This window comes from Rhodoferax sp. LS1R11 (assembly GCF_056521395.1).
Genome location: NZ_JBWMAW010000001.1, coordinates 165,335 through 185,248 on the forward strand (window position 1 = coordinate 165,335; position 19,914 = coordinate 185,248).

Here is a 19,914-nt window from a genome sequence, read left to right on the forward strand (position 1 = left end):
CATGAGAAGTTTTTTTACGACCTTGTCTTTGGCCTGGCGCTACCTGTGGGCGCGCCCCTTGGGGGCAGCGCTCAATGTGCTGCTGCTGAGTCTGGGCCTGGCCTCCATCACCTTTTTGCTGCTGGTGGGCGTTCAGCTGAACAAGGCGTTTGACCGCGATCTGGCGGGCATTGACGTGGTGGTGGGCGCCAAGGGCAGTCCCATGCAGCTCATCCTCTCGGGCGTGTTTCATATGGACGTGCCGCCCGGCAACGTGTCTTTGAAGGCGGTGCGCGTGATGGAAAAGAACCCGCTGGTTGCCAGTGTCATTCCCATCAGCCTGGGCGACAACCTGCGCGGCTTTCGCATTGTGGGCACCTCGCACGCCTACATCACCCACTACGAAGCCACGCTTGCGGCGGGCCGCCTGTGGGACGCCCCCATGCAAGTCGTGGTCGGGGCGAGCGCCGCGCGTCAACTCGGTTTGGCCCTGGGCAACACCTTTGCCGGGGCGCACGGTCTGGGTGCGGGCGGTCACGTGCATGGCGACAGCACCTACACCGTGACCGGCATCCTGGCGCCCAGCGGCAGCGTGCTGGACCGTCTGATCCTCACCGACACCGCCTCGGTCTGGAAAGTGCATGAAGACTACACCGCCGTGGACGAGGAAGACCGTCAGGTGATGGAAGAAGAGCGCGAAATCACCCTGGCCCTGGTGCGCTACAAAACGCCCATGGCCGCCATGAGTTTCCCCCGCTTCATCAACACCACCACCGACATGCAGGCTGCTGCGCCCGCGCTGGAAATCACCCGCCTGCTCAACATGCTGGGCCTGGGCACCGACGTGCTGCGCGCCTTTGCCGGCGTGCTCTTGCTCACCGCCGGTTTGAGCGTGTTCATTGCGCTGTGGAGCGCGGTGCGCGAACGCCGTGCTGATTTGGCCCTGCTGCGCATGCTGGGCGCACCGCCTGGCAAGGTGGCGGCCTTGCTGCTGTGCGAAGCGCTGTGGCTGGGTGTGCTGGCGTCCATTTTGGGCTTGCTGCTGGGCCAGGCCTTTGCCACCGCGCTGGCGTGGCTGCTGCAACTCGACAACTCGCTGCTCATGGGTGGCATGGTCTGGCCGCCGGAGCTTGTGGTGGTGCCGTGTCTGGCGCTCGGTGTGTCTCTGGCGTCGGCCTTGTTGCCGGCCTGGGGGGCGTACCGCGTCAGTGTCTCCAGTCTTCTTCAATCCAGGTGAATTTATGAAAAAAATGCTTCTAGCCCTCGTATTCATTGCACAAGCAGCTACTGTTTCAATAGCAGCGGAAGCCGACAAGGAAACCAAAGAGGACATCGCCAAACACCGCGCCATTGCCGCCGCCCACGAGGCTGCCGCTCAATGCCGTGCGGCAGGCAAAGCGGAAGAGGCTTGCAACAAAGCACTCCAGGCGGCTTGCAAGGGGCTGGCGATTGGCAAGTTTTGCGGCATGAAGCATGAGCATTGAGACAATCGGTGTCATTCCACGGTTTGAGAGGTTTGTCATGAAACGCGTTGCATTCATCACTTGGTTGTCGGCTTGTTTTCTGCCTTGGGGCGCACTGGCGCAACTCAGCCCGCCCATCGCCGGTGGCGTTCCCGGTGGCACTGGCCCCGGCATTCACAGCCCCAACAGCCCGTTTGCGCCCTTGCCCGAGCGGGCCGACGTGGTGCCTTGGTCCGTGCTGTCAGATGTCAAGACCAAACCGGTCAAGAACCGTCTGTTGCCAGCATTCCCGGCGCCCGTGGTGGCGCTGAACGACAAGACCCAGCGCATCCAGGGTTTCATGATGCCGCTGGAGCCGGGCGAGAAGCAAAAACACTTTCTGCTCAGCGCTGTGCCCTTGACTTGCTCTTTTTGCACGCCAGGCGGCCCGGAAAGCATGGTCGAAGTAAAAACCAGAACCCCCGTCAAATACTCCCTGGAGCCGGTGATTGTGGAAGGAAAATTTGCGGTCTTGAACGACGACTCCTACGGTCTGTACTACCGCGTCACTGATGCGGTCAGCGTGAAATAGCCTTATTCCTTCAATGCTTGATCTGCGTCAGGTCCATCTATACCCCGGCGGGTAATAGTGGGTCTGTAGCGCCATCCGACGCGCGTTTGACCACTCTGAAAGGACCGCCACCATGAAGGCACTTGCTGATCTCTTTTCCACTGACTATGGCCTCATGACCGTGGCCGGTATCTCTTTCATGCTGGGCATGGGCGTCTGGTTCATCCTGTACTTCAAGCGCAAGATGAACGAGGACGCCAGGCGCGCCGGTCTCTGAACCCGGTGGTGTGAGGGCTTGGCCGGGCGCTGACGAGCGGATGGGAGGCCGTCGTATGATCTGAGTCAAAAACCTGCCCTCGTACTCACGCCTCATGCCACTTATTCGTCAAAGGACTGCCAGCCGCGCCGCGCCGGGTTTCCGCTTACTTCCGTATTTGCTGATCGGGCTTGTGACCGCCTTCTTGCTGGCAGTGGGCTGGTGGATCACCTTCCGCTTGATCGACGAAGACCGCACGCAGGTGGTCGTCAATACCCGCAATGACCTGGTCAACCTGGGGCGGCTGACCCAGGAGCACGCCGAACGGACGCTGGCGAGTGTGGACCAGACCCTGCGCACTGTGCTGCTGCGATACCGCGAGCATGAGGGCCGCATTGACCTGAAGTCGATGGTGGAGCAGGGCGTGATTGACGGCCGCGTGTTGCATCAGGTCGCGGTGATTGATGCGCAGGGGCGGCTGCAGTCCAGCAGTCTGCCGTTCAACGGGGTCGTCGATCTGTCGGATCGCGCTCATTTCAAGGCCCATCTGGCCCCCCACGGTACTCCCCTTTACATCTCCAGTCCGGTCTTGGGGCGCGCTTCAGGCAAATGGTCGATCCAGGTGTCACGCCGCATCACCGGCGCGGGGGGGGCGTTTGCGGGCGTGGTGGTGGCGTCGCTCGATCCCAGTTACTTCACGCATTTTTATGCAGACCTGGTGCTGGGCCAGGACGGGGTGGCTGCGTTGTACGGCCTGGACGGCCAGCTGCTTGCCCGCAAAACGCCCCTGCTTGAGAGCTTCAACGGCAATGCGTCGGCCAACCCGTTGTTCGGACGTGTCGCCCAAGGTGAAAAAACCGGCTTGCTGACCACCCGTTCGCCGATCGACGGGATGGAGCGGCTTTACCATTTCAGAACCTTGCCCTCGTACCCCGTGCTCGTGGAGATCGGCATGGCCACGAAGGACGTTTTTGCAGATCACTTGATCACCCGGTCACGACTGCTGTGGCAGGCTGCGTTGGCCAGTGCGCTGCTGTTGGCGTTTGCCGCGATGGCTTCCTGGGCCATTGTGGTTCGCCAGCGCCAGACGCAGGCGAAACAATGGGCCTTGCAGCAATTGCAAACCCTGGTCAACCGGGCACCTGGCATGACCTACCAGTTTTTGCTGCGCGCCGATGGTACGTCCTGTTTCCCGTTCGCCAGCGAGGGGGTTCACAGCGTGTTTCACGTGAGCCCGGCGGAGGTGGAGCACGATTCGGCCAAAGTGTTTGCCGCCATTCATCCGGACGATCTGCCCGGTGTCATGGCCAGTACCCAATCGTCGGCCCAATCCTTGCTGCCCTGGGTGCACGAGTTTCGCGTGACGCGGGCCGACCAGGTGGTGCACTGGCTGTCCGGCAATGCGACGCCCCAGCGGCTCGATGACGGCGCGGTGCTGTGGCACGGGTATATTTTTGACGCCACCGAACGCCGCGAGCAGGACATGGCACTTCTGGCCGGGCAGGCCCGGCTGCAAGCCACCCTGGATGCCGTTCCCGACCTGTTGTTTGAGGCCGGGCTGGATGGCCGGATCCATGCCATCCACTCGCCCAGAACCGAGTTGCTCATGGTGTCGCCAGACGAGATGCTGGGCAAACTGATTTCTGAATTCCTGCCACCCGAGGCCGCCGCCGTGGGCATGGCCGCCCTGCAGGAGGCGCACGAAAAAGGCCGCTCAACCGGCCGCCAATATGCGCTCCTTCTGCCGGGCGGGCTGATGTGGTTTGAGTTGTCGGTGGCGCGCAAGACCGCCGTCCCGGGTGAAGAGATCCGCTTCATTGCGCTGGCGCGGGACATCACCGACCGCAAGCACGCCGAGGCCGAGATCCAGAGCCTGGCTTTCTACGATCCGCTCACCCGCCTGCCCAACCGCCGCCTGCTGTCTGACCGGCTCAAGCAGGCTTTGGCAGGCAGCCTTCGCGAGCAGCGGGTGGGCGCCCTGCTGTTCATTGACCTGGATCATTTCAAAAACATCAACGACAGCTATGGACATGACCAGGGCGATTTGCTGTTGCAGCAGGCGGCCAGTCGTCTCCAGGGTTGCGTGCGGGAGGTGGATACCGTGGCGCGGCTGGGCGGAGACGAGTTTGTGGTGATGTTGCAGGACCTCAGCGACAGCCTGGTGGATGCCGCAGCGCGTGCCGAGCTGGTGGGGGACAAAGTTCTGGCGGTCTTGAGCGAGCCCTACCAGCTGACCCATGCCCTGCACCACAGCAGCGCCAGCGTGGGGGTGGCCTTGTTCAACGAGGTGAACGACTCGGTGGACGAGCTGCTCAAGCGTGCCGATCTGGCCCTCTACCAGGCCAAGGCCGCGGGGCGCAATGCCTTGCGGTTTTATGACCCCGACATGCAGGCAGCCGTCACTTACCGTGCCGAACTGGAAGCCGATATGCGTCATGGCCTGCAGGAAAAGCAGTTTTTGTTGTACTACCAACCCCAGGTTGACCAGCTGGGTCGTCTGGTGGGCGTCGAGTCTTTGGTGCGCTGGAAACACGCGTTGCGGGGGATGGTGTCACCAGCGCAATTCATCCCGCTGGCGGAAGAGACCGGTTTGATACTGCCCCTTGGGCAGTGGGTGATGGAGACCGCTTGTCACCAGTTGACCGCCTGGGCGGCCCGGCCGCAAACCGCGCACCTGACCCTGGCCGTCAACGTGAGCGCGCTGGAGTTTCACCGGGAGCATTTTGTTCGTGATGTGATGGCCACGTTGGCCCGCACCGGCGCCCCCGCGAGCAAACTCAAGCTGGAGCTCACCGAAGGCCTGCTGGTGAGCGACATGGACGACATTGTTGCCAAAATGCAAAGCCTGAAAATCCAAGGCGTCGGTTTCTCGCTGGACGACTTTGGCACCGGCTACTCCTCCCTGAGCTACCTCAAGCGCTTGCCGCTGGACCAGTTGAAGATCGACCAGTCGTTTTTGCACGAAGCGCTGACCAACCCCAAGGACGCCGCTATCGTCAGGGCCACCGTGGGACTGGGTAAAAGCCTGGGCCTGATGGTGATTGCCGAAGGCGTGGAGACGCAGGCACAGCGGGATTTTCTGGAAAGCGAGGGCTGCCTCCACTACCAGGGTTATTATTTTGGCCGCCCCGGTCCGGTCGAAGACCTGGCGCACTTTTTCACACAGGATACCTCCGCATGAACAACCCGGTGCTGTCGGCCCTGTTGCCCGTGGTGCTGTTGATTGCTATTGGTTTTATAGCTGGTCGCGCACGCTGGATAAGGGCTGAGGCCACAAAAGACCTCTCAAACCTGGTGTTCATGGTGCTCACGCCTGCCTTGTTGTTTCGCACCATGAGCACGGTGCATGTGGAGCAGCTCAACTTCAAGCCGGTGGCCTTGTACTTTGTGGCCGCCATCATCTTGTTCAGCGCCATGCTGGTCTGGCAGGGGGCCACGCGCCGCGCCACGGTGCTGGCGCTGGCCGCCACCTTTAGCAATACGCTGGCGATTGGCACGCCGCTGGTGGGGCTGGCTTATGGCGAGGCCGGTCTGGTGACGCTGTTCACCCTGATCTCGGCGCACGCGCTGGTGCTGCTGACCCTGGCCACCGTGGTGCTGGAGCTGGTGGTGGCGCGCGAAGATGCGGCGTCTGGCACGGGAGGCCAGCGCCACATGATGGTCACGGTGCTGAGTGCCGTGCGCAACGGCATTGTTCACCCCGTGCCGCTGCCCATCATTGCGGGCTTGTTGTTTGCCCAGACGGGTCTGGTCGTGCCTGCGGTGGTGGACCGCCCGCTGCTCCTGCTGGGCAACGCCTTCGGGCCGCTCGCGCTGGTGCTGGTGGGCGTCACGCTCACCCATGTGCGTGTGGGGGAGCAACTCAAGGGCGCCGTGGGCCTGAGCCTGATCAAAAACCTGGTGTTCCCGGCGCTGGTGGCCGCTTTAAGTTGGGCGCTGGGCCTGAGCGGCCTGCCGCTGACGGTGATGATCGTGGCAGCCTCCCTGCCGATTGGCGCCAATGTGTTCATGTTTTCACAGCGCTACGAGGTCGCCCAGGATCTGGTGACCGCCTCGGTGGCGGTGTCCACCGCGCTGGGTCTGGTCACCATCTCGCTGGTGATGGCGCTCGTGGGTGGGCTCTGACCGCAGGGTTCAGCCTCTCATCAAGCCCAGGCCGAGCGCCAGCGCGGTGCCCCACATCATCAGCGCCACCATCCCGTCCATGACCTGCCAGATGCCGGGTTGGCGCAGGCGCTTGCCCAGGGTGATGACGCACAGGCCCAGGCCCGCAAACCAGACGAGCGACCCTGTGGCGGCCCCCAGGCCAAACAGTGCGTTGCCGGGGCGGCCCCAGGCCAGCGAGGCCGTACCGATCAACACCGCCGTGTCCAGCCAGGCGTGCGGGTTGAGCCAGGCGAAGGCCAGCGCGGCCAACGCGGCTTGCCGACGGCTCATGTGCGCCGGGCGACTCTCGGCAGGCGCACCCGTCTCGTCCGGCGCCCTGGCTAAACAACGCGCAAAGGCCTGCCACCCGTAGACCAGCAGAAACACCATGCCGCCGCCCACCAGCAGGTTCCTGACCAGGTCGGACAAGCCGCCCAACTGGGCCAGCCCGAGAACGCCCAGGCCAATCAGCAACACATCCGACAGCACGCACACGGCAATCGTCAGCCCCACGTGCTGCCCTTGCAGGCCCATGCGCAGCACATGCGCGTTTTGCGGCCCCAGCGCCATGATGAGCGACAGGCTGAGCAACAACCCGGCATTGAAGGCCGGTGCCATGAGCACGGTCTGATAAAAAGTTTGCATGAAATGGCTCCGTTGAATGAGCGCCTACCTTTGCGCGCCGTGGCCGTACTGTGCCGCAAAGGCGGTATTGGTTAAACAAAATTAATTTAAACTTATATTGGATAAAAAATACTTGATTTAAGGCCGCTCTGATGCTCGATGCCCGTCAACTTGACGCCTTAGCCGCTGTGGTGGAGCAGGGTGGTTTTGGCCCCGCTGCGCTGGTGTTGAACCTCACGCTGGCGGCGGTATCCCTGCGCATCAAGGGGCTGGAGGCGGCGTTTGGCCAGCGTTTGCTGGTGCGGGGCAAAACCGTGCGGCCCACCGCCGCTGGTCAGGCCTTGCTGGCCCATGTCAAACAGGTTCGGCTCATGGAGGCCGATTTGCTGGAGGGCCTCACTGGCCGGGCATCCGGTACCGGCACCGCGTGGCAAAGCCTGGGCGTGGCGGTCAATGCCGACTCCATGGCCAGCTGGTTTTTGCCCGGCGTGGCGGCCCTGCTGATGCGCCATCACCTGTTGCTGGACGTGCTGATTGACGACCAGGACCACACCCATGAGGCGCTCAAGACCGGCGAGGTGGTGGGTTGCGTCAGCACCCAGGCCGTCCCCATGCGCGGCTGCGTGGCCGAGCCGCTGGGGGTGATGCGTTACCGCTGTGTGGCGGCGCCTGAATTGGTGAAAAATTGCCATGCCCCGGGCGGCGCCTTGTCGGTGCACCGCCTGCTCGCCATACCGGCGATTATTTTCAACCGCAAGGATGCCTTGCAGGATGTGTTTCTGGCGCAGCACTTCAAGTTGACCACCCCGCAGTACCCGCGCCACTTTGTTCCGGCGGTGGACGCGTTTGAAAGTGCGCTGGCCCATGGCCTGGGCTGGGGCATGGTGCCTGCCCTGCACCTGGCAGGCCGCTCAGCGCACCTGAATCTGGTGGAGGTGCTGCCGGGCAGCGCGGTGGATGTCTCGCTTTATTGGCACCATTGGGAGCGCGAGCCGGCATCGGCCCAGCGACTCACCGGTGCCGTCAAGGAGGCCGCGCGCAAGGTGCTGATGTGACAGGCGGCGGCGGTCGCGCTCAGGGCGCCAGACGCTCACGAACCCAGACGGGCGTGGTCTGCGTCCCGGTGCCCGCCGCCGGGCTCAGTGTGTAGCGCAGTCGGTCATGCAGGCGGCTCTTGCGGCCTTGCCAGAACTGCCAGTTGTCGGGCTTGAGCCGGTAGCCGCCCCAGTGCGGCGGGCGCGGCGGGCGCAGCAGGAATTGCGCGCCAAATTTGGCCGCGTTCGCCACCAGCACGCCCCGCCCCGAGATCACCTGGCTTTGGGGTGAGGCCCAGGCGCCAATGCGCGAGTCCAGCGGGCGGCTGTGAAAGTAGGCATCGCTTTCCTCGTCGCTGACTTTTTCCACCAGGCCTTCAATGCGCACGACCCGTTCCAGTTCCACCCAGTGAAACTGCAGGGCCGCAAACGGGTTACCGGCCAGTTCCTGGCCCTTGCGGCTTTCATAGTTGGTAAACCAGGTGATGCCCTGTTCGTCATACCCCTTGATCAGCACCACACGGGTGCTGGGACGCAGGTTGCCTGCCACGGTCGCCAGTGTCATGGCATTGGGCTCGGGTACTTCGGAGGCAATGGCTTCCTGGAGCCACTGCTCAAATTGCTTCATGGGGTTGGCGTGCGAGGCGTCTTCGTTGAGTTCGGCACGTTCGTAACTTTTGCGGAGGTCGGCGATAGAGGTCATCCGGCCAGTATAAAAGCGCCCCCCATTCACATGGTTGAAAAGGGTGGGTGGGTGCAGGTTTTACAATCGTGTTTTTTTCTACGGGAGTAATTCGATGGCAGCTCAGACAGATGATGACAACCAAGGCATTGCCCTGGGGATTGTGTTTGGCATAGTCGCCCTGGTGGTGGCCACAGTGTTGGGTGTGAGCGTGTACAAATCACGTCACCACGCTGCTGACAAGGCCCCTGTTGCCGCGGCCGCGGCCGATGGCGCCAGCATCAAGGTCGAAAACGGTGTCGTCAAGTTCTACTTTGCCTCAGGCAAGGCGGACGTGGCCACCGGTGCCAAGGAAGCCCTGGCTGACGCGGTAGCGGCTGCGGCCGCTGGCAAGATGCTGGTGATCAGCGGTTTCCATGACGCCTCCGGCGACCCCGCCAAGAACGCTGAACTGGCCAAGCTGCGTGCCTTCGCCGTGCGCGACGCCATTACCGCACAGGGCGTGGCACCCGAGAAGATTGAACTGAAGAAGCCTGAAGACGCGACCGCCTCCGGCCCCGCCGACGAGGCACGCCGGGTCGAAGTGTCGATCCAGTAAACGGGATGCGGCTGGCCCGCACTACCAGCTAAAAAGCCCGACCCGTTCGGGCTTTTTGCTTTTGGTAACCAACTCGTAACAAGCAAATCACCCTTTCCGTGCCGTTGAGGAGTACCATCGCGGCTGTAATTTTGTTACCAACATTTTGAGTGCCATGAAACTTCATCCCATTGTTGAGTCCGTTACCGCCCGAATTCAGGAGCGTAGCCGTGTCACACGCAGCGTCTACCTTGAGCGCCTGGCCATTGCCGCCAACCGCAAACCCGGCGCCGAGCGCCTGGGTTGTGCCAATGTGGCGCATGCTTTTGCGGCCTTGCCCATCAATGACAAATTTCGTGTGGTCGCCGAGAAGGCGCCCAACATCGGCATCGTCACGGCATACAACGACATCCTGTCGGCCCACGCGCCCATGCAGCATTACCCTGAGATCATCAAGGTCGAGGCCCGCAAGCACGGTGCCACCGCGCAGGTCGCCGGTGGCGTGCCGGCCATGTGTGACGGTGTGACCCAGGGCACGCCGGGCATGGAGCTCAGCCTGTTCTCGCGCGATGTCATCGCCATGGCCACCGCTGTGTCCCTCAGCCATGACGTGTTTGACGCCGCGCTGATGCTGGGCGTGTGCGACAAGATCGTGCCGGGTTTGTTGATTGGCGCGTTGCACTTCGGCCATTTGCCCACGGTGTTTGTGCCTGCCGGCCCCATGACCTCGGGCCTGTCGAACAACGAAAAATCCAAGGTGCGTGAACAGGCTGCACTGGGCCTGGTGGGGCGCAGTGAACTGCTGGACGCCGAGTCCAAGGCCTACCATGGCTCTGGCACCTGCACCTTTTATGGCACCGCCAACAGCAACCAGATGTTGCTCGAAGCCATGGGCCTGCATGTGCCGGGCACGGCGTTCATCAACCCCGGCGCAGCGGTCCGCGAAGAGCTCACCCGTGAGGCGGTGCGCACTGTGCTGGACATCACCAAGGCCCACCGTTTTGCGCCCATTGGCCAGGTGGTGGACGAGCGTTGCATTGTGAATGCCATGGTGGCTTTGCTGGCCACAGGCGGCTCCACCAACCATCTGATTCACTGGGTGGCGGTGGCCCGCGCAGCCGGTATCGTGATTGACTGGGATGACTTCTCGGCCCTCTCTGACGTCGTGCCCCTGCTGACCCGTGTGTACCCCAATGGCAGTGCCGACGTGAACCAGTTCCAGGCCGCGGGCGGTCCTGGTTTTGTGATTCGCGAGTTGCTGGACGCCGGGTTCATGCATGCCGATGTGCTGACCACCCGTGCGGGCGGCCTGCGCGAATACACAGGTATTCCCGAGCAGGACGGTGCAGGTCTGCGCTGGCTTGACGCCGGTGCGTCCAAAGACGAGTCGGTGGTGCGTCCGGCCAGTGCGCCCTTCAGCGTCACCGGTGGTTTGAAATTGCTGCAGGGCCGATTGGGGCGCAGCGTGATCAAGGTGTCGGCCGTGCCGGATGATCGCCATGTGATTGAAGCGCCTGCGCGCGTGTTTGATTCGCAAGAGGCCTTGCACGTCGCCTTTGCGGCCGGTGAGCTGGACCGTGACGTGATCTGCGTGGTGCGCTGGCAGGGCCCGCAGGCCAACGGCATGCCGGAGTTGCACAAGCTCACGCCCCCGCTGGCCGTGCTGCAGGGCAAGGGTTTCAAGGTGGCATTGGTCACCGATGGCCGCATGAGCGGCGCGTCAGGCAAAGTGCCCGCGGCCATTCATGTCTCGCCCGAGGCAGCGGCCGGTGGCCCGCTGGCCAAGGTCCGTGACGGCGACGTGATTCGCCTGGATGCCAATCTGGGCATGCTCGACGTGCTGGTCAGCGATGACGAATGGGAAGCCCGCGAGCTGCTCACGATGCCCGAGGACTTGCGCGCTGCCAACGGTGTTGGCATGGGGCGTGAACTATTCGCCGGTATGCGACGCCACGCCCTGAACGCCGAACACGGCGCCTGTACCTGGCTTTGAACAACCAAAAAGGATGACAAACATGAGTAATTTCACTGCCCTGCAGGTGATGCAAGACGCCCCGGTGATCCCGGTCATTGTGTTGAACGACATTGCCCATGCCGTGCCGATGGCGCGCGCGCTGGTCGCTGGTGGTATCCGCATGCTCGAAGTCACCTTGCGCACGCCGCAGGCACTGGCCTGCATTGAAGCCATTGCCAAAGAAGTGCCCGAGGCCGTGGTTGGCGCAGGCACCGTGCGCACCCGGGCGGACGCCCAGGCGGCGGCCATGGCGGGTGCCCGTTTTGCAGTCAGCCCCGGCTACACCTCGGCCGTGGGCCAGGCTTGCCGTGATGTGGGCATGGCCCTGTTGCCCGGTGTGGCGACCGGCAGTGAAATCATGATGGCGCAGGAAGACGGTTTCACCGAACTGAAGTTTTTCCCCGCCATGCAAGCGGGTGGTCCGGCCATGCTCAAGGCCTGGAGCGGTCCGTTTTTTGACGTGAAGTTTTGCCCCACGGGCGGCGTGACCCTGCAGAACGCGCCCGATTTCCTGGCGCTGCTCAACGTGGTGTGCGTGGGCGGTTCCTGGCTGGTGCCTGCCGATGCCCTCGCGCAAGGTGACTGGGCTCGTGTCACCCAGCTGGCGCGTGACACCCAATCTTTAAAGAAATAAGGCCTCTAGCCCCCGTCCTGCGTGCGGTAGTAGCTATTAAAAGTATAGCAACTAAAGCCGAGGCAGGGCGAGCGGTCTTACTGAGTGGACTGAGGCGGTAGTTCGAACACCAGGCAGGTGGTCGTGGCATGGGCGTACAGCGTCCCGTCCGGGCCGACCAGACGGGCCTCGGCCGTGGCCAGTTGCCGCCCGCAATGGATGACCTTGCCTTCGGCCCGCACCCGGCTCACCTTGGGCGTCAGCGCCCGCACGATATTCACACTCAGCTCCGCCGTGGTGTAACCCTGGCCGGGTGCCATGCGGGTGTGCACGGCGCAACCCAAGGCTGAATCGAGCAGCGTGGCAAACCAGCCGCCATGCACGGTGCCCATCGGATTCATGTGCGCGGGGCCGGGACTGCCTTGAAACACCGCATGGCCGGGCGTGGCTTCGATGATGGTGAAGTCCAGCGTCTGCGCAATCGTCGGGTAGGGCAATTCGCCCCGCAGCATGGCCTGCATTATTTCCAGCCCACTCAGTCCTTCAATCTGTTGGCGGCTGGCCACGCCGGGTCCTGCGCCGCTGTCCATGGCGGTGCGAATGATTTTCTCCTGGACGAGCCAGTCTTCAAGGTGGTTGGATAGGGTCATGTTGGCTCCAGTGGGTTAATAAACTTGCATATGCAATAATTGTAGTTACAATCTTCACATGAACACCAGCTCGACTGTCTCGTCCGTGACCCATGCAGTGGAATTGCAGGGGTGTACCAACCTCAAGCTGCGCCAGTTGACGCGGCGCATTACCCAGCATTACGACGCCGAACTGGCCCAGGCCGGGCTCAAAACCACACAGTATTCGCTGTTGTCGCATGTCCTCAAGCTGGGCCCCATCCGGCCCGGTGATCTGGCGCAGGCCATGAAAATGGACGCCTCCACCCTGACACGCAACCTCAAACCCCTGGTACTTGCCGGGTGGGTGGTGCTGGCGGAAGGGGCGGACGGACGCAGCCGCCTGATCACGATCACCGATGCCGGCCGCGAGAAGCGCCAGCAGGCCCAGCGGCACTGGAAAGCGGCACAAACCCACCTGAACACTCTACTGGGCCTGCCGCGCCTGTTGGCGCTGCATGCGCTGATCGATGAATCCATGAACCTGCTGGCTGACGCCTCCAAGGACTGAAAAATGAACAAACCAAGCGCTTCCTCCCCTCCACCGGTGGCCATGTGGCTGGTGCTGCTGGCCGCCGCCGGTGTGTTTGCCCTGACCATGGGCACACGCCAGACCATGGGCCTGTTTTTGAGTTCATTGAACACGTCCACGGGCTTGGGCGTGGGCAGCATCAGCCTCGCCTTTGCCTTTGGCCAGTTGTGGTGGGGTTTGACGCAGCCTTTTGCCGGGGCCTTTGCCGACAAGGTGGGCGCCGGGCGCGTGCTGCTGGTGGGGATCGTGCTGGTCGCGTTGGGCACTTTCATCACCCCCATGATGACCAGTACGGCGGGCCTGATCTTCTCCATTGGGGTGCTGGCTGCAGGGGGGGCCGGTATGGCCGGACCGGCGGTCCTGATGTCGACCACCATGCGGCTGATTCCCGCCACGCGGCGCGGTCTGGCCACCGGCATTGTCAATGCGGGCGGGTCATTCGGTCAGTTCCTGATGGCGCCCGTTGCCGGGGCCTTGATGCTGGGGCTGGGCTGGGCCAACGCCATGCAGGTACTGGGCCTGCTCGTGTTGCTGGCCCTGCCGGCCGCGTTTTTGCTCAAGGGCCATTCAGCGCAGCATGCGACTGCGGCAACTGAGCGGCCCATGGGCGCGATGGAGGCCATTGGCCAGGCCCTGCGCAACCCGAGCTACCTGATGCTGGCTGCCGGTTTTTTTGTCTGCGGCTTTCACGTGGCCTTTTTGGCCACCCATTTGCCGGGGGTGATTGCCTCGTGTGGCCTGCCCGTGCAGTTTGGCGCCTGGTCGCTGGCGCTGCTGGGGTTGTTCAATATCGTGGGCAGCATTGCCATGGGTTGGGCTGTAGGGCGCTGGCGCATGAAGTCGCTGCTGTCCCTGGTGTATGCCGCACGTGCGTTGGCCGTGATTGTATTTTTGCTGGCACCGAAGACGGGCCCGGTCATGCTGGTTTTTGCCGCTGTGATGGGGTTGACCTTTTTATCCACCGTGCCGCCCACCGCTGGCCTGGTGGCCAAGTTTTTTGGCACGTCCAACATGGCCACCCTGTTTGGTGTGGTGATGCTTACCCACCAGCTCGGTGGTTTCCTGGGGGCCTGGCTGGGTGGCCGCGTGTTTGAAGCCACCGGTAACTACAACTGGGTCTGGTACATCGACATCGTGCTGGCCGTGGCGGCCGCGTTGATCAATCTGCCCATCCGCGAGGCGAGGGTGCCTGCGCGGGTTGCGGCCTGATCTGTCGGCCTACACCGGCACGGTGTAATTCAGGGTCATGCGGCCCCCGTCGACGGTGACGATTTCGCCGGTCACATAGCTTGCTGCATCGCTGGCCAGCCAGGCCACGACATCGGCAATCTCGGACGGTTCGCCCAGGCGCTTCATTGGCGTGCGGCTCAAGATGCGGGCTTTCGCTTCGTCACTGGTCAGCACGGCCTTGGCCGCGAGTTCCGTGGCGATGGTGCCCGGCGCCACGGCATTCACACGGATGCCTTTGTCCGCCAGTGCCAGCGCCATGACGCGCGTGAGCTGGTTGACACCGCCCTTGCTGACGTTGTAGCTGGCGATGGTGGGAATGGTCAGCACGCCGTTGACCGAGCTCATGTTGACGATGTTGCCGCCACCGGTTTGGGCCATCTCGCGCGCCACGGCCTGGCCGACCAGAAACGAACCTTTGAGGTTGACGCGCAGCACTGCGTCAAAGTCGGCCTCGGTCACCTCCAGAAAATCAGCGGCCTTGAACATGCCAGCATTGTTGACCAGCACGTCAATGCGCCCATAATCGGCCATGCAACGCGCCACCATGGCGTCCACCTGGGACTTGTCGCCCACATCGCAATGGATAAAAAGAGCGTTGAGTTCCGCGGCCAGTGCAGGGCCCCGCACGTCGTCCACATCCACGATGACCGGCTGGGCGCCTTCGTGGGCAAAGCGGCGAATGCAGGCTTCACCGATGCCTTGCGCACCGCCGGTGACAATGCAAATTCGGCCTGAAAGGCCGAATGAAATCAGGGATGATTTTGTACTCATGCGCAGATGGTATCAGCGCAGGCAGCTACTGATCTAGTAGCAAATTTCAAATAAAAAGGGCCCTTGTAGGCCCTTTTGTGTGCATTGCAATAGCGTCAGAACCGGCAGTTGCTACCAGCGAACTGCCGTGAAGCGTTTAACGGTTGAAAGAGCCGCGGTTGCCGCCGCCGGGTCCGCGAGATCCGCCACCATTGCCGCCGCCAAAGCCACCCCCCGCGCCGCCGCCACCAAAGCCGCCGCCATTGCGGTTGCCGCCACCAAAACCGCCACCGCCGCGACGGGCGCCGCGTTCGGCCATCATGTCCACGCTGGTGCGCATGGGATCAGGCTGGCTCTGGCTCGGACGGGAAGGCTGGTTGTTGCCGCCATTGCCGCCACCAAATCCTCCACCATTGCCGCCGCCATTACCACCACCGTAACCGCCTCCGTTACCACCACGACCTTGTGCAGGACGGGGGCCACGTGGCGCTTGATCACCGGCCGGGTTGTGGCTGCGTTGACCGCCTGCGCGATGTCCACCGCCATTGCCGCCGCCGTTACCACCGCGACCGCCGCCTGGCTGGCCGCCACGGTCACCTGGGGCGCCCTTGCTTTCACGCACACGCGTCAGCATCTCGGTGCGTGCTGCCTTGGCCGCAGCCTGCATCACGTCACGGCTTGGGGGTTTGCCCGCACCGCCCCAAATGGTCTGGCGACCCATGGCGATGGGCTCGGCGTTTTCGCCGGGCTCAGGCATGAAGCCTTCCACGATCTGGACCGGAATGTCCTGCTTTGTGAAGCGTTCGATGGCTTGCATGAAGCCTTCTTCGTCCAGGCAGACCAGGTTGGACGCCGTGCCGTCAGCACCTGCGCGACCCGTGCGGCCGATGCGGTGAACGTAGTCCTCGCACACATTAGGAATCTCGTAGTTCACCACGTGCGGCAGGTCATCAATGTCGATCCCGCGGGCCGCAATGTCGGTGGCCACCAGCGCACGGATGTCGCCGCTCTTGAACCCGGCCAAGGCCTGGGTACGCGCTGCCTGGCTCTTGTTACCGTGCAGCGCCATGGCCTGGATGCCGTTCTTGGTCAAGAACTCGGCCACGTTGTTGGCGCCAAATTTGGTGCGGGTGAACACCAGCACCTGGCTCCAGTTGTGTTCCTGGATGATGTGGGCCAGCAGGGCCTTTTTCTTGCCGCGGCCGACAGGGTGAATCACTTGGGTGATGCGCTGCACGGTCGTGTTGCGTGGTGTCACCTGAATGCTTTGCGGATTTTTCAGCAGCGTGGCGGCCAGTTCGCGAATTTCGTCGCTGAAGGTGGCTGAGAACAAGAGGCTTTGTTTGTCTTTGGGGACAGCAGCCAGCACTTTCTTCACGTCATGGATAAAGCCCATGTCCAGCATGCGGTCGGCTTCGTCGAGGACCAGGATTTGTACCTGACCCAAATCCAGCACACCTTGCTGAAGCAAGTCCAGCAGGCGTCCCGGCGTGGCCACCAGAATGTCCACCCCTTTTTTGACGCGGCTGATCTGGGGGTTCATGCCCACACCGCCGAACACGACGGTGGAAGACAGCTCCAGGTATTTGCCGTAAGTCTGCACGGACTCTTCGACTTGCGCCGCCAATTCGCGGGTGGGTGTGAGCACCAGGGCACGAATGCCGATGCCACCGAATTTGTTTTTGGGCGTCTGACCCGCACTGAGTTTGTGCAGCATGGGCAGCACAAAAGCCGCTGTTTTGCCGGTGCCGGTTTGAGCACCGCCGAGCAGGTCGTGGCCCTCAAGGACGGCCGGAATGGCTTGTGCCTGAATGGCTGTGGGCGTCTCGTAACCCTGCTCAAGCACGGCTTTAACGATGGCCGGAGCCAGATTTAGTTCTTCAAAGTTCATAGTGTGGCGCCTATCCTGGGCGCTGTGGCATCGGCCTGCTCTGTGTTTGAAACACGGAATCAGTCAAAGGCAGATGGGGTACAAAGGTTGAACGTCTGCGCTAGGCATGGTTCCCAGCAAGGTGCTGGCATTGCGGGCAACTGAAGCTCCGCAATTGTTGAGATTATCGCATGGCTTCAAAAATCAGGGTCCGAGGACCCGAAACCACTGGCGCAACTAGCTGGTGGGGCGCGGCTGCACACGGGGCTCAATTGGGTCACAATCATTGTCATGAGAATGCTCCACACCATGCTGCGCGTTGGCAACCTTCAACGTTCCATCGATTTTTACACCCAGGTTTTGGGCATGACTTTGTTGCGCACCTCGGAAAATACCGAGTACAAATACACGTTGGCCTTTGTGGGCTACGGCAGCAACCCGGACCATGCGGAACTGGAACTCACCTACAACCATGGCGTTGAGAAATACGACATGGGCACGGCTTATGGTCACATCGCCCTGGGCGTGCCGGATGCCTATGCTGCTTGCGACAAGATTCGTGCAGCGGGCGGTAACGTCACCCGCGAAGCCGGTCCCGTCAAAGGCGGCAACACGGTGATTGCGTTTGTCACAGACCCCGATGGCTACAAAATCGAGCTGATTCAGCGGGGAGAATAGCGTCATCGGATACAGCGTATTGAATTGAAGACTGGGGTCTGATGAAGAAATTTTTGCTTGGACGCATCGGTATGGCGGACGACCCGACCAGGGTTCGGCCGTCATTGCACGACTGCCTTGAAATTGTGCTGGCCCAGTCTGATGCACTCATGGGGGATGTGCTTGACGGCTTGGCGGTGTCGGCGGCCAAGCAGAAAGGCACGGGCGCGATGGGCGACCATGCACCTCTGAACAAGGCAGCGACGGAATTCTTGTGCAAGCAGTCGGTTGCAGTTAAAAAAACATTCAAGGCACAGCTGCGCCACGAGGTTTATCACAGCAGATCACAGGAGTTTGAAGAACACGCGCAGGTCCGTTTTGAAGACCTGCAGCTGCTGGACTCCCGTCAGATCGATGCCAATATTGAATTCGCCATGGCCCAGCAGGAGGTCCGTCGCTGTGTGGACGATGTGCTCCCCTCGCTCGATGGGCTGGTCAGCACCTTGCTGGGTTGGATGACGGTCCAGCCGCGTCTGAATCCGCTCAAGCCCGACGCTTTTGTCAGCGCGTTGCAGGCGTGTCTGGCGCAGCATGCGCCCGATGAGTCTGCCCGTGCGGCCTTGATCAAACCGGCGGCAGGCCTGCTGGGCGTCAGCCTTCGTCAGCTCTACCGTGAGGTGGCCGATTGGTTGCGCTCCCAGGGCATTGAGCCGGTATTGCCACTTGGGCGTCCAAACCTGGGCGTGGTGACGCGTCAAAAGGACGCCGAGTCGTCGGTGTCCCGCACGTTGGTGACGCTGGACAAACTTCGCAAATTGCTGTCGGGCGAGTTTGAAAGTGCATCCGGTCCGCAAGACTTTTTGCACACGGTACCGGCTTCGCTGATTGGGCTGGAGGACATGAAGCTGGTCGAACCCATGATGAAGCGGCTGGCATTGCGTGCCAGTCGTACCAGTGACCAAGCGGCACAGGCAGACCTCCTGGGTGTTTGCTCTGAGCCGTCGGCCAGCCAGTCCAGCCACTTGGGAAAACAACTGGGCGAGGAAGTGGTGCGCATGATGCTGGACAACCTGGCGCAGGACAAGCGGCTGCTTGTCATCGTGCGCGAGCTGATTCAGACGCTGGAGCCGCTGTTGCTGGCGCTGGCCCATTCCGATCCGCGTTTTTTCAGTGACCGGCAACACCCAGCCCGTCAGTTTCTGGACCGCTTGACCAACCGCAGCCTGGGGTTTGCGGCAGAGAGTGATGCGGGTTTTGCGTGGTTTTTCAAATCGATTTCAGAAGCTGTCCGCCTCTTGACCTGCGGCGAGGGCGATGCCGCGGCGTTTGAGCAGGCGCTGCGCGGCCTGGAAATCGGTTGGGCGCAGGGTGAGGAGGCGCACCGCAAGGAGCATGAAGAAGCCGCCAGAGTGCTTCTGCACGTGGAGCAACGGTACTTGTTGGCCCAGCGTTTGGCCGATGAATTCCTGCAGCGGCAGAGAAATACCGAAACGCCTGAACTGATCTCCGCATTTTTGCGGGGGCCATGGGCGCAGGTGGTGGCCGAGTCGCAATTGAGCTGCAATGATGGAGATACCGATCCAGGTGGTTATCTGGCACTGGCTGATGAGCTGATCTGGAGTGTGCAAATCCGTCTGGCTCGCCGCAACCGGTCCCGGCTTGTGCAACTGGTGCCTCATTTGCTGGTCAAGCTGCGCCAGGGTTTGCAGCTCATTCAGTACCCGCCAGAGCGAATTCCTGTTTTTTTTGATGCCCTGATTTCCATCCACGAAAAAGCCTTCGAAGGCCCTGCGGCGTCCTTGCCGCCTGAGACTGAAAGTCCGATCACGGCGGCCATCGAAGTGGCCCTTGAATCCGTCCATTCGTCGGACTGGTCCGATTCCATTGGCGCGACCAGCTTTTGGCCTGCGGACGAGGGAGGCCCCGACCTGTCTGATCTAACCGTGGATACCGAACCAGCCGATGAGGCGGCCCAGATTCCCATGTCGGTGGGCAACTTCAAAACCGGCCTCTGGGTGGATTTGATTGTGAATGGCGCGTGGTTGCGTGCGCAACTGACTTGGGCCAGCCCGCACCGGACGCTTTTCATGTTTGTTTCCCGGGGGGGCATGGCGCACACCATGTCGCGTCGCTCGCTGGAGCGCTTGCGCATGCACGGCCGTGTTCGCGTCGTCTCAGACGGTCACATTGTCGAAAACGCACTGGATGCCGTGGCCCGGACTGCACTGCAAAATGAGATGGGGCAAGTGGCTCCACCGCCCTAAACCGG

The 19,914-nt window shown here is 62.2% G+C and carries 19 protein-coding genes; 14 read left to right on the forward strand and 5 right to left on the reverse strand.

Features of this window, described 5'->3' with window-relative positions:
- Window position 1: 1 nt before the first annotated feature.
- The 6 genes from AC097N_RS00820 to AC097N_RS00845 all read left to right on the forward strand — a co-directional run bounded on the left by AC097N_RS00820 (window position 2) and on the right by AC097N_RS00845 (window position 6,373).
- A complete protein-coding gene (locus AC097N_RS00820) occupies window positions 2-1,216 on the forward strand; it encodes an ABC transporter permease (RefSeq protein ID WP_479578831.1) in 1,215 nt (404 codons plus the stop codon).
- A 4-nt stretch (window positions 1,217-1,220) separates the two neighbouring features.
- Window positions 1,221-1,463, forward strand: coding sequence for a hypothetical protein (locus AC097N_RS00825; RefSeq protein ID WP_479578832.1), 243 nt, complete (start codon window positions 1,221-1,223; stop codon window positions 1,461-1,463).
- 37 nt (window positions 1,464-1,500) lie between these two features.
- Window positions 1,501-2,013 carry a DUF3299 domain-containing protein gene (locus AC097N_RS00830; RefSeq protein WP_479578833.1) on the forward strand — a complete coding sequence of 171 codons (513 nt, stop codon included), beginning with the start codon at window positions 1,501-1,503 and terminating at the stop codon, window positions 2,011-2,013.
- Window positions 2,014-2,125: 112 nt separating this feature from the next.
- Window positions 2,126-2,269 carry a DUF3149 domain-containing protein gene (locus tag AC097N_RS00835; protein WP_479578834.1) on the forward strand — a complete coding sequence of 48 codons (144 nt, stop codon included), beginning with the start codon at window positions 2,126-2,128 and terminating at the stop codon, window positions 2,267-2,269.
- A gap of 94 nt (window positions 2,270-2,363) precedes the next feature.
- Window positions 2,364-5,429: a bifunctional diguanylate cyclase/phosphodiesterase gene (locus AC097N_RS00840; RefSeq protein ID WP_479578835.1), complete on the forward strand. Its 3,066-nt coding sequence runs from the start codon at window positions 2,364-2,366 to the stop codon at window positions 5,427-5,429.
- The gene (locus tag AC097N_RS00845) at window positions 5,426-6,373 is read left to right on the forward strand and encodes an AEC family transporter (RefSeq protein WP_479578836.1); all 948 of its coding nucleotides are present in this window, start codon (window positions 5,426-5,428) and stop codon (window positions 6,371-6,373) included. The genes AC097N_RS00840 and AC097N_RS00845 overlap by 4 nt, the downstream gene beginning before the upstream one ends.
- Window positions 6,374-6,382: 9 nt before the next feature.
- Here AC097N_RS00845 and AC097N_RS00850 read toward each other — a convergent pair whose 3' ends face one another.
- Window positions 6,383-7,039, reverse strand: coding sequence for a LysE/ArgO family amino acid transporter (locus AC097N_RS00850; protein ID WP_479578837.1), 657 nt, complete (start codon window positions 7,037-7,039; stop codon window positions 6,383-6,385).
- Window positions 7,040-7,170: 131 nt separating this feature from the next.
- On the opposite strand from AC097N_RS00850, the gene AC097N_RS00855 reads away from it, so the two are divergent.
- Window positions 7,171-8,073 (forward strand): HTH-type transcriptional regulator ArgP, encoded by a 903-nt coding sequence (locus AC097N_RS00855; protein WP_479578838.1) that lies wholly within the window; start codon window positions 7,171-7,173, stop codon window positions 8,071-8,073.
- A 19-nt stretch (window positions 8,074-8,092) separates the two neighbouring features.
- On the opposite strand, the gene pdxH is transcribed toward AC097N_RS00855, so the two are convergent.
- Window positions 8,093-8,755: a pyridoxamine 5'-phosphate oxidase gene (pdxH, locus tag AC097N_RS00860; RefSeq protein WP_479578839.1), complete on the reverse strand. Its 663-nt coding sequence runs from the start codon at window positions 8,753-8,755 to the stop codon at window positions 8,093-8,095.
- Between the two features lie 94 nt (window positions 8,756-8,849).
- Here pdxH and AC097N_RS00865 point away from each other — a divergent pair, with 94 nt between their 5' ends.
- The 3 genes from AC097N_RS00865 (at window position 8,850) to eda (ending at window position 11,959) form a co-directional block, all read left to right on the forward strand.
- A complete protein-coding gene (locus AC097N_RS00865; protein ID WP_479578840.1) occupies window positions 8,850-9,332 on the forward strand; it encodes an OmpA family protein in 483 nt (160 codons plus the stop codon).
- Between the two features lie 154 nt (window positions 9,333-9,486).
- Window positions 9,487-11,304 (forward strand): phosphogluconate dehydratase, encoded by a 1,818-nt coding sequence (gene edd, locus AC097N_RS00870; protein WP_479578841.1) that lies wholly within the window; start codon window positions 9,487-9,489, stop codon window positions 11,302-11,304.
- Window positions 11,305-11,326: 22 nt separating this feature from the next.
- A complete protein-coding gene (eda, locus tag AC097N_RS00875) occupies window positions 11,327-11,959 on the forward strand; it encodes a bifunctional 4-hydroxy-2-oxoglutarate aldolase/2-dehydro-3-deoxy-phosphogluconate aldolase (RefSeq protein ID WP_479578842.1) in 633 nt (210 codons plus the stop codon).
- Between the two features lie 77 nt (window positions 11,960-12,036).
- Here eda and AC097N_RS00880 read toward each other — a convergent pair whose 3' ends face one another.
- Window positions 12,037-12,588 (reverse strand): PaaI family thioesterase, encoded by a 552-nt coding sequence (locus AC097N_RS00880; RefSeq protein WP_479578843.1) that lies wholly within the window; start codon window positions 12,586-12,588, stop codon window positions 12,037-12,039.
- Between the two features lie 58 nt (window positions 12,589-12,646).
- Between AC097N_RS00880 and AC097N_RS00885 the strand changes: the two genes are divergently transcribed.
- Together AC097N_RS00885 and AC097N_RS00890 are read left to right on the forward strand one after the other, a co-directional pair.
- Window positions 12,647-13,117, forward strand: a complete 471-nt coding sequence (locus AC097N_RS00885; RefSeq protein WP_479578844.1) for a MarR family winged helix-turn-helix transcriptional regulator — start codon at window positions 12,647-12,649, stop codon at window positions 13,115-13,117.
- 3 nt (window positions 13,118-13,120) lie between these two features.
- On the forward strand, window positions 13,121-14,347 hold the full coding sequence (locus tag AC097N_RS00890) for an MFS transporter (RefSeq protein ID WP_479578845.1): 1,227 nt from the start codon (window positions 13,121-13,123) through the stop codon (window positions 14,345-14,347).
- Window positions 14,348-14,356: 9 nt separating this feature from the next.
- Here the strand turns inward: AC097N_RS00890 and AC097N_RS00895 are convergent, their stop codons facing one another.
- Window positions 14,357-15,139: an SDR family NAD(P)-dependent oxidoreductase gene (locus tag AC097N_RS00895; protein WP_479578846.1), complete on the reverse strand. Its 783-nt coding sequence runs from the start codon at window positions 15,137-15,139 to the stop codon at window positions 14,357-14,359.
- Window positions 15,140-15,275: 136 nt separating this feature from the next.
- Window positions 15,276-17,009 (reverse strand): DEAD/DEAH box helicase, encoded by a 1,734-nt coding sequence (locus AC097N_RS00900; RefSeq protein WP_479578847.1) that lies wholly within the window; start codon window positions 17,007-17,009, stop codon window positions 15,276-15,278.
- A gap of 270 nt (window positions 17,010-17,279) precedes the next feature.
- On the opposite strand from AC097N_RS00900, the gene gloA reads away from it, so the two are divergent.
- Entirely contained in the window at window positions 17,280-17,666 is a 387-nt protein-coding gene (gene gloA / locus AC097N_RS00905; protein WP_479578848.1) for a lactoylglutathione lyase, read from the forward strand.
- Window positions 17,667-17,707: 41 nt separating this feature from the next.
- The gene (locus tag AC097N_RS00910) at window positions 17,708-19,909 is read left to right on the forward strand and encodes a DUF1631 family protein (RefSeq protein WP_479578849.1); all 2,202 of its coding nucleotides are present in this window, start codon (window positions 17,708-17,710) and stop codon (window positions 19,907-19,909) included.
- The last annotated feature ends 5 nt before the right edge of the window (window positions 19,910-19,914 follow it).

Excerpts from the sequence above, each read along its gene's own strand:
- gloA (WP_479578848.1), top strand. The coding sequence starts at position 17,280 with ATGAGAATGCTCCACACCATGCTGCGCGTTGGCAACCTTCAACGTTCC.
- AC097N_RS00820 (WP_479578831.1), top strand. The coding sequence starts at position 2 with ATGAGAAGTTTTTTTACGACCTTGTCTTTGGCCTGGCGCTACCTGTGG.
- edd (WP_479578841.1), top strand. The coding sequence starts at position 9,487 with ATGAAACTTCATCCCATTGTTGAGTCCGTTACCGCCCGAATTCAGGAG.
- AC097N_RS00890 (WP_479578845.1), top strand. The coding sequence starts at position 13,121 with ATGAACAAACCAAGCGCTTCCTCCCCTCCACCGGTGGCCATGTGGCTG.
- AC097N_RS00835 (WP_479578834.1), top strand. The coding sequence starts at position 2,126 with ATGAAGGCACTTGCTGATCTCTTTTCCACTGACTATGGCCTCATGACC.
- AC097N_RS00855 (WP_479578838.1), top strand. The coding sequence starts at position 7,171 with ATGCTCGATGCCCGTCAACTTGACGCCTTAGCCGCTGTGGTGGAGCAG.
- AC097N_RS00840 (WP_479578835.1), top strand. The coding sequence starts at position 2,364 with ATGCCACTTATTCGTCAAAGGACTGCCAGCCGCGCCGCGCCGGGTTTC.
- AC097N_RS00830 (WP_479578833.1), top strand. The coding sequence starts at position 1,501 with ATGAAACGCGTTGCATTCATCACTTGGTTGTCGGCTTGTTTTCTGCCT.
- pdxH (WP_479578839.1), bottom strand. The coding sequence starts at position 8,755 with ATGACCTCTATCGCCGACCTCCGCAAAAGTTACGAACGTGCCGAACTC.
- AC097N_RS00895 (WP_479578846.1), bottom strand. The coding sequence starts at position 15,139 with ATGAGTACAAAATCATCCCTGATTTCATTCGGCCTTTCAGGCCGAATT.
- AC097N_RS00865 (WP_479578840.1), top strand. The coding sequence starts at position 8,850 with ATGGCAGCTCAGACAGATGATGACAACCAAGGCATTGCCCTGGGGATT.
- AC097N_RS00910 (WP_479578849.1), top strand. The coding sequence starts at position 17,708 with ATGAAGAAATTTTTGCTTGGACGCATCGGTATGGCGGACGACCCGACC.
- eda (WP_479578842.1), top strand. The coding sequence starts at position 11,327 with ATGAGTAATTTCACTGCCCTGCAGGTGATGCAAGACGCCCCGGTGATC.
- AC097N_RS00880 (WP_479578843.1), bottom strand. The coding sequence starts at position 12,588 with ATGACCCTATCCAACCACCTTGAAGACTGGCTCGTCCAGGAGAAAATC.
- AC097N_RS00845 (WP_479578836.1), top strand. The coding sequence starts at position 5,426 with ATGAACAACCCGGTGCTGTCGGCCCTGTTGCCCGTGGTGCTGTTGATT.
- AC097N_RS00900 (WP_479578847.1), bottom strand. The coding sequence starts at position 17,009 with ATGAACTTTGAAGAACTAAATCTGGCTCCGGCCATCGTTAAAGCCGTG.
- AC097N_RS00885 (WP_479578844.1), top strand. The coding sequence starts at position 12,647 with ATGAACACCAGCTCGACTGTCTCGTCCGTGACCCATGCAGTGGAATTG.
- AC097N_RS00850 (WP_479578837.1), bottom strand. The coding sequence starts at position 7,039 with ATGCAAACTTTTTATCAGACCGTGCTCATGGCACCGGCCTTCAATGCC.
- AC097N_RS00825 (WP_479578832.1), top strand. The coding sequence starts at position 1,221 with ATGAAAAAAATGCTTCTAGCCCTCGTATTCATTGCACAAGCAGCTACT.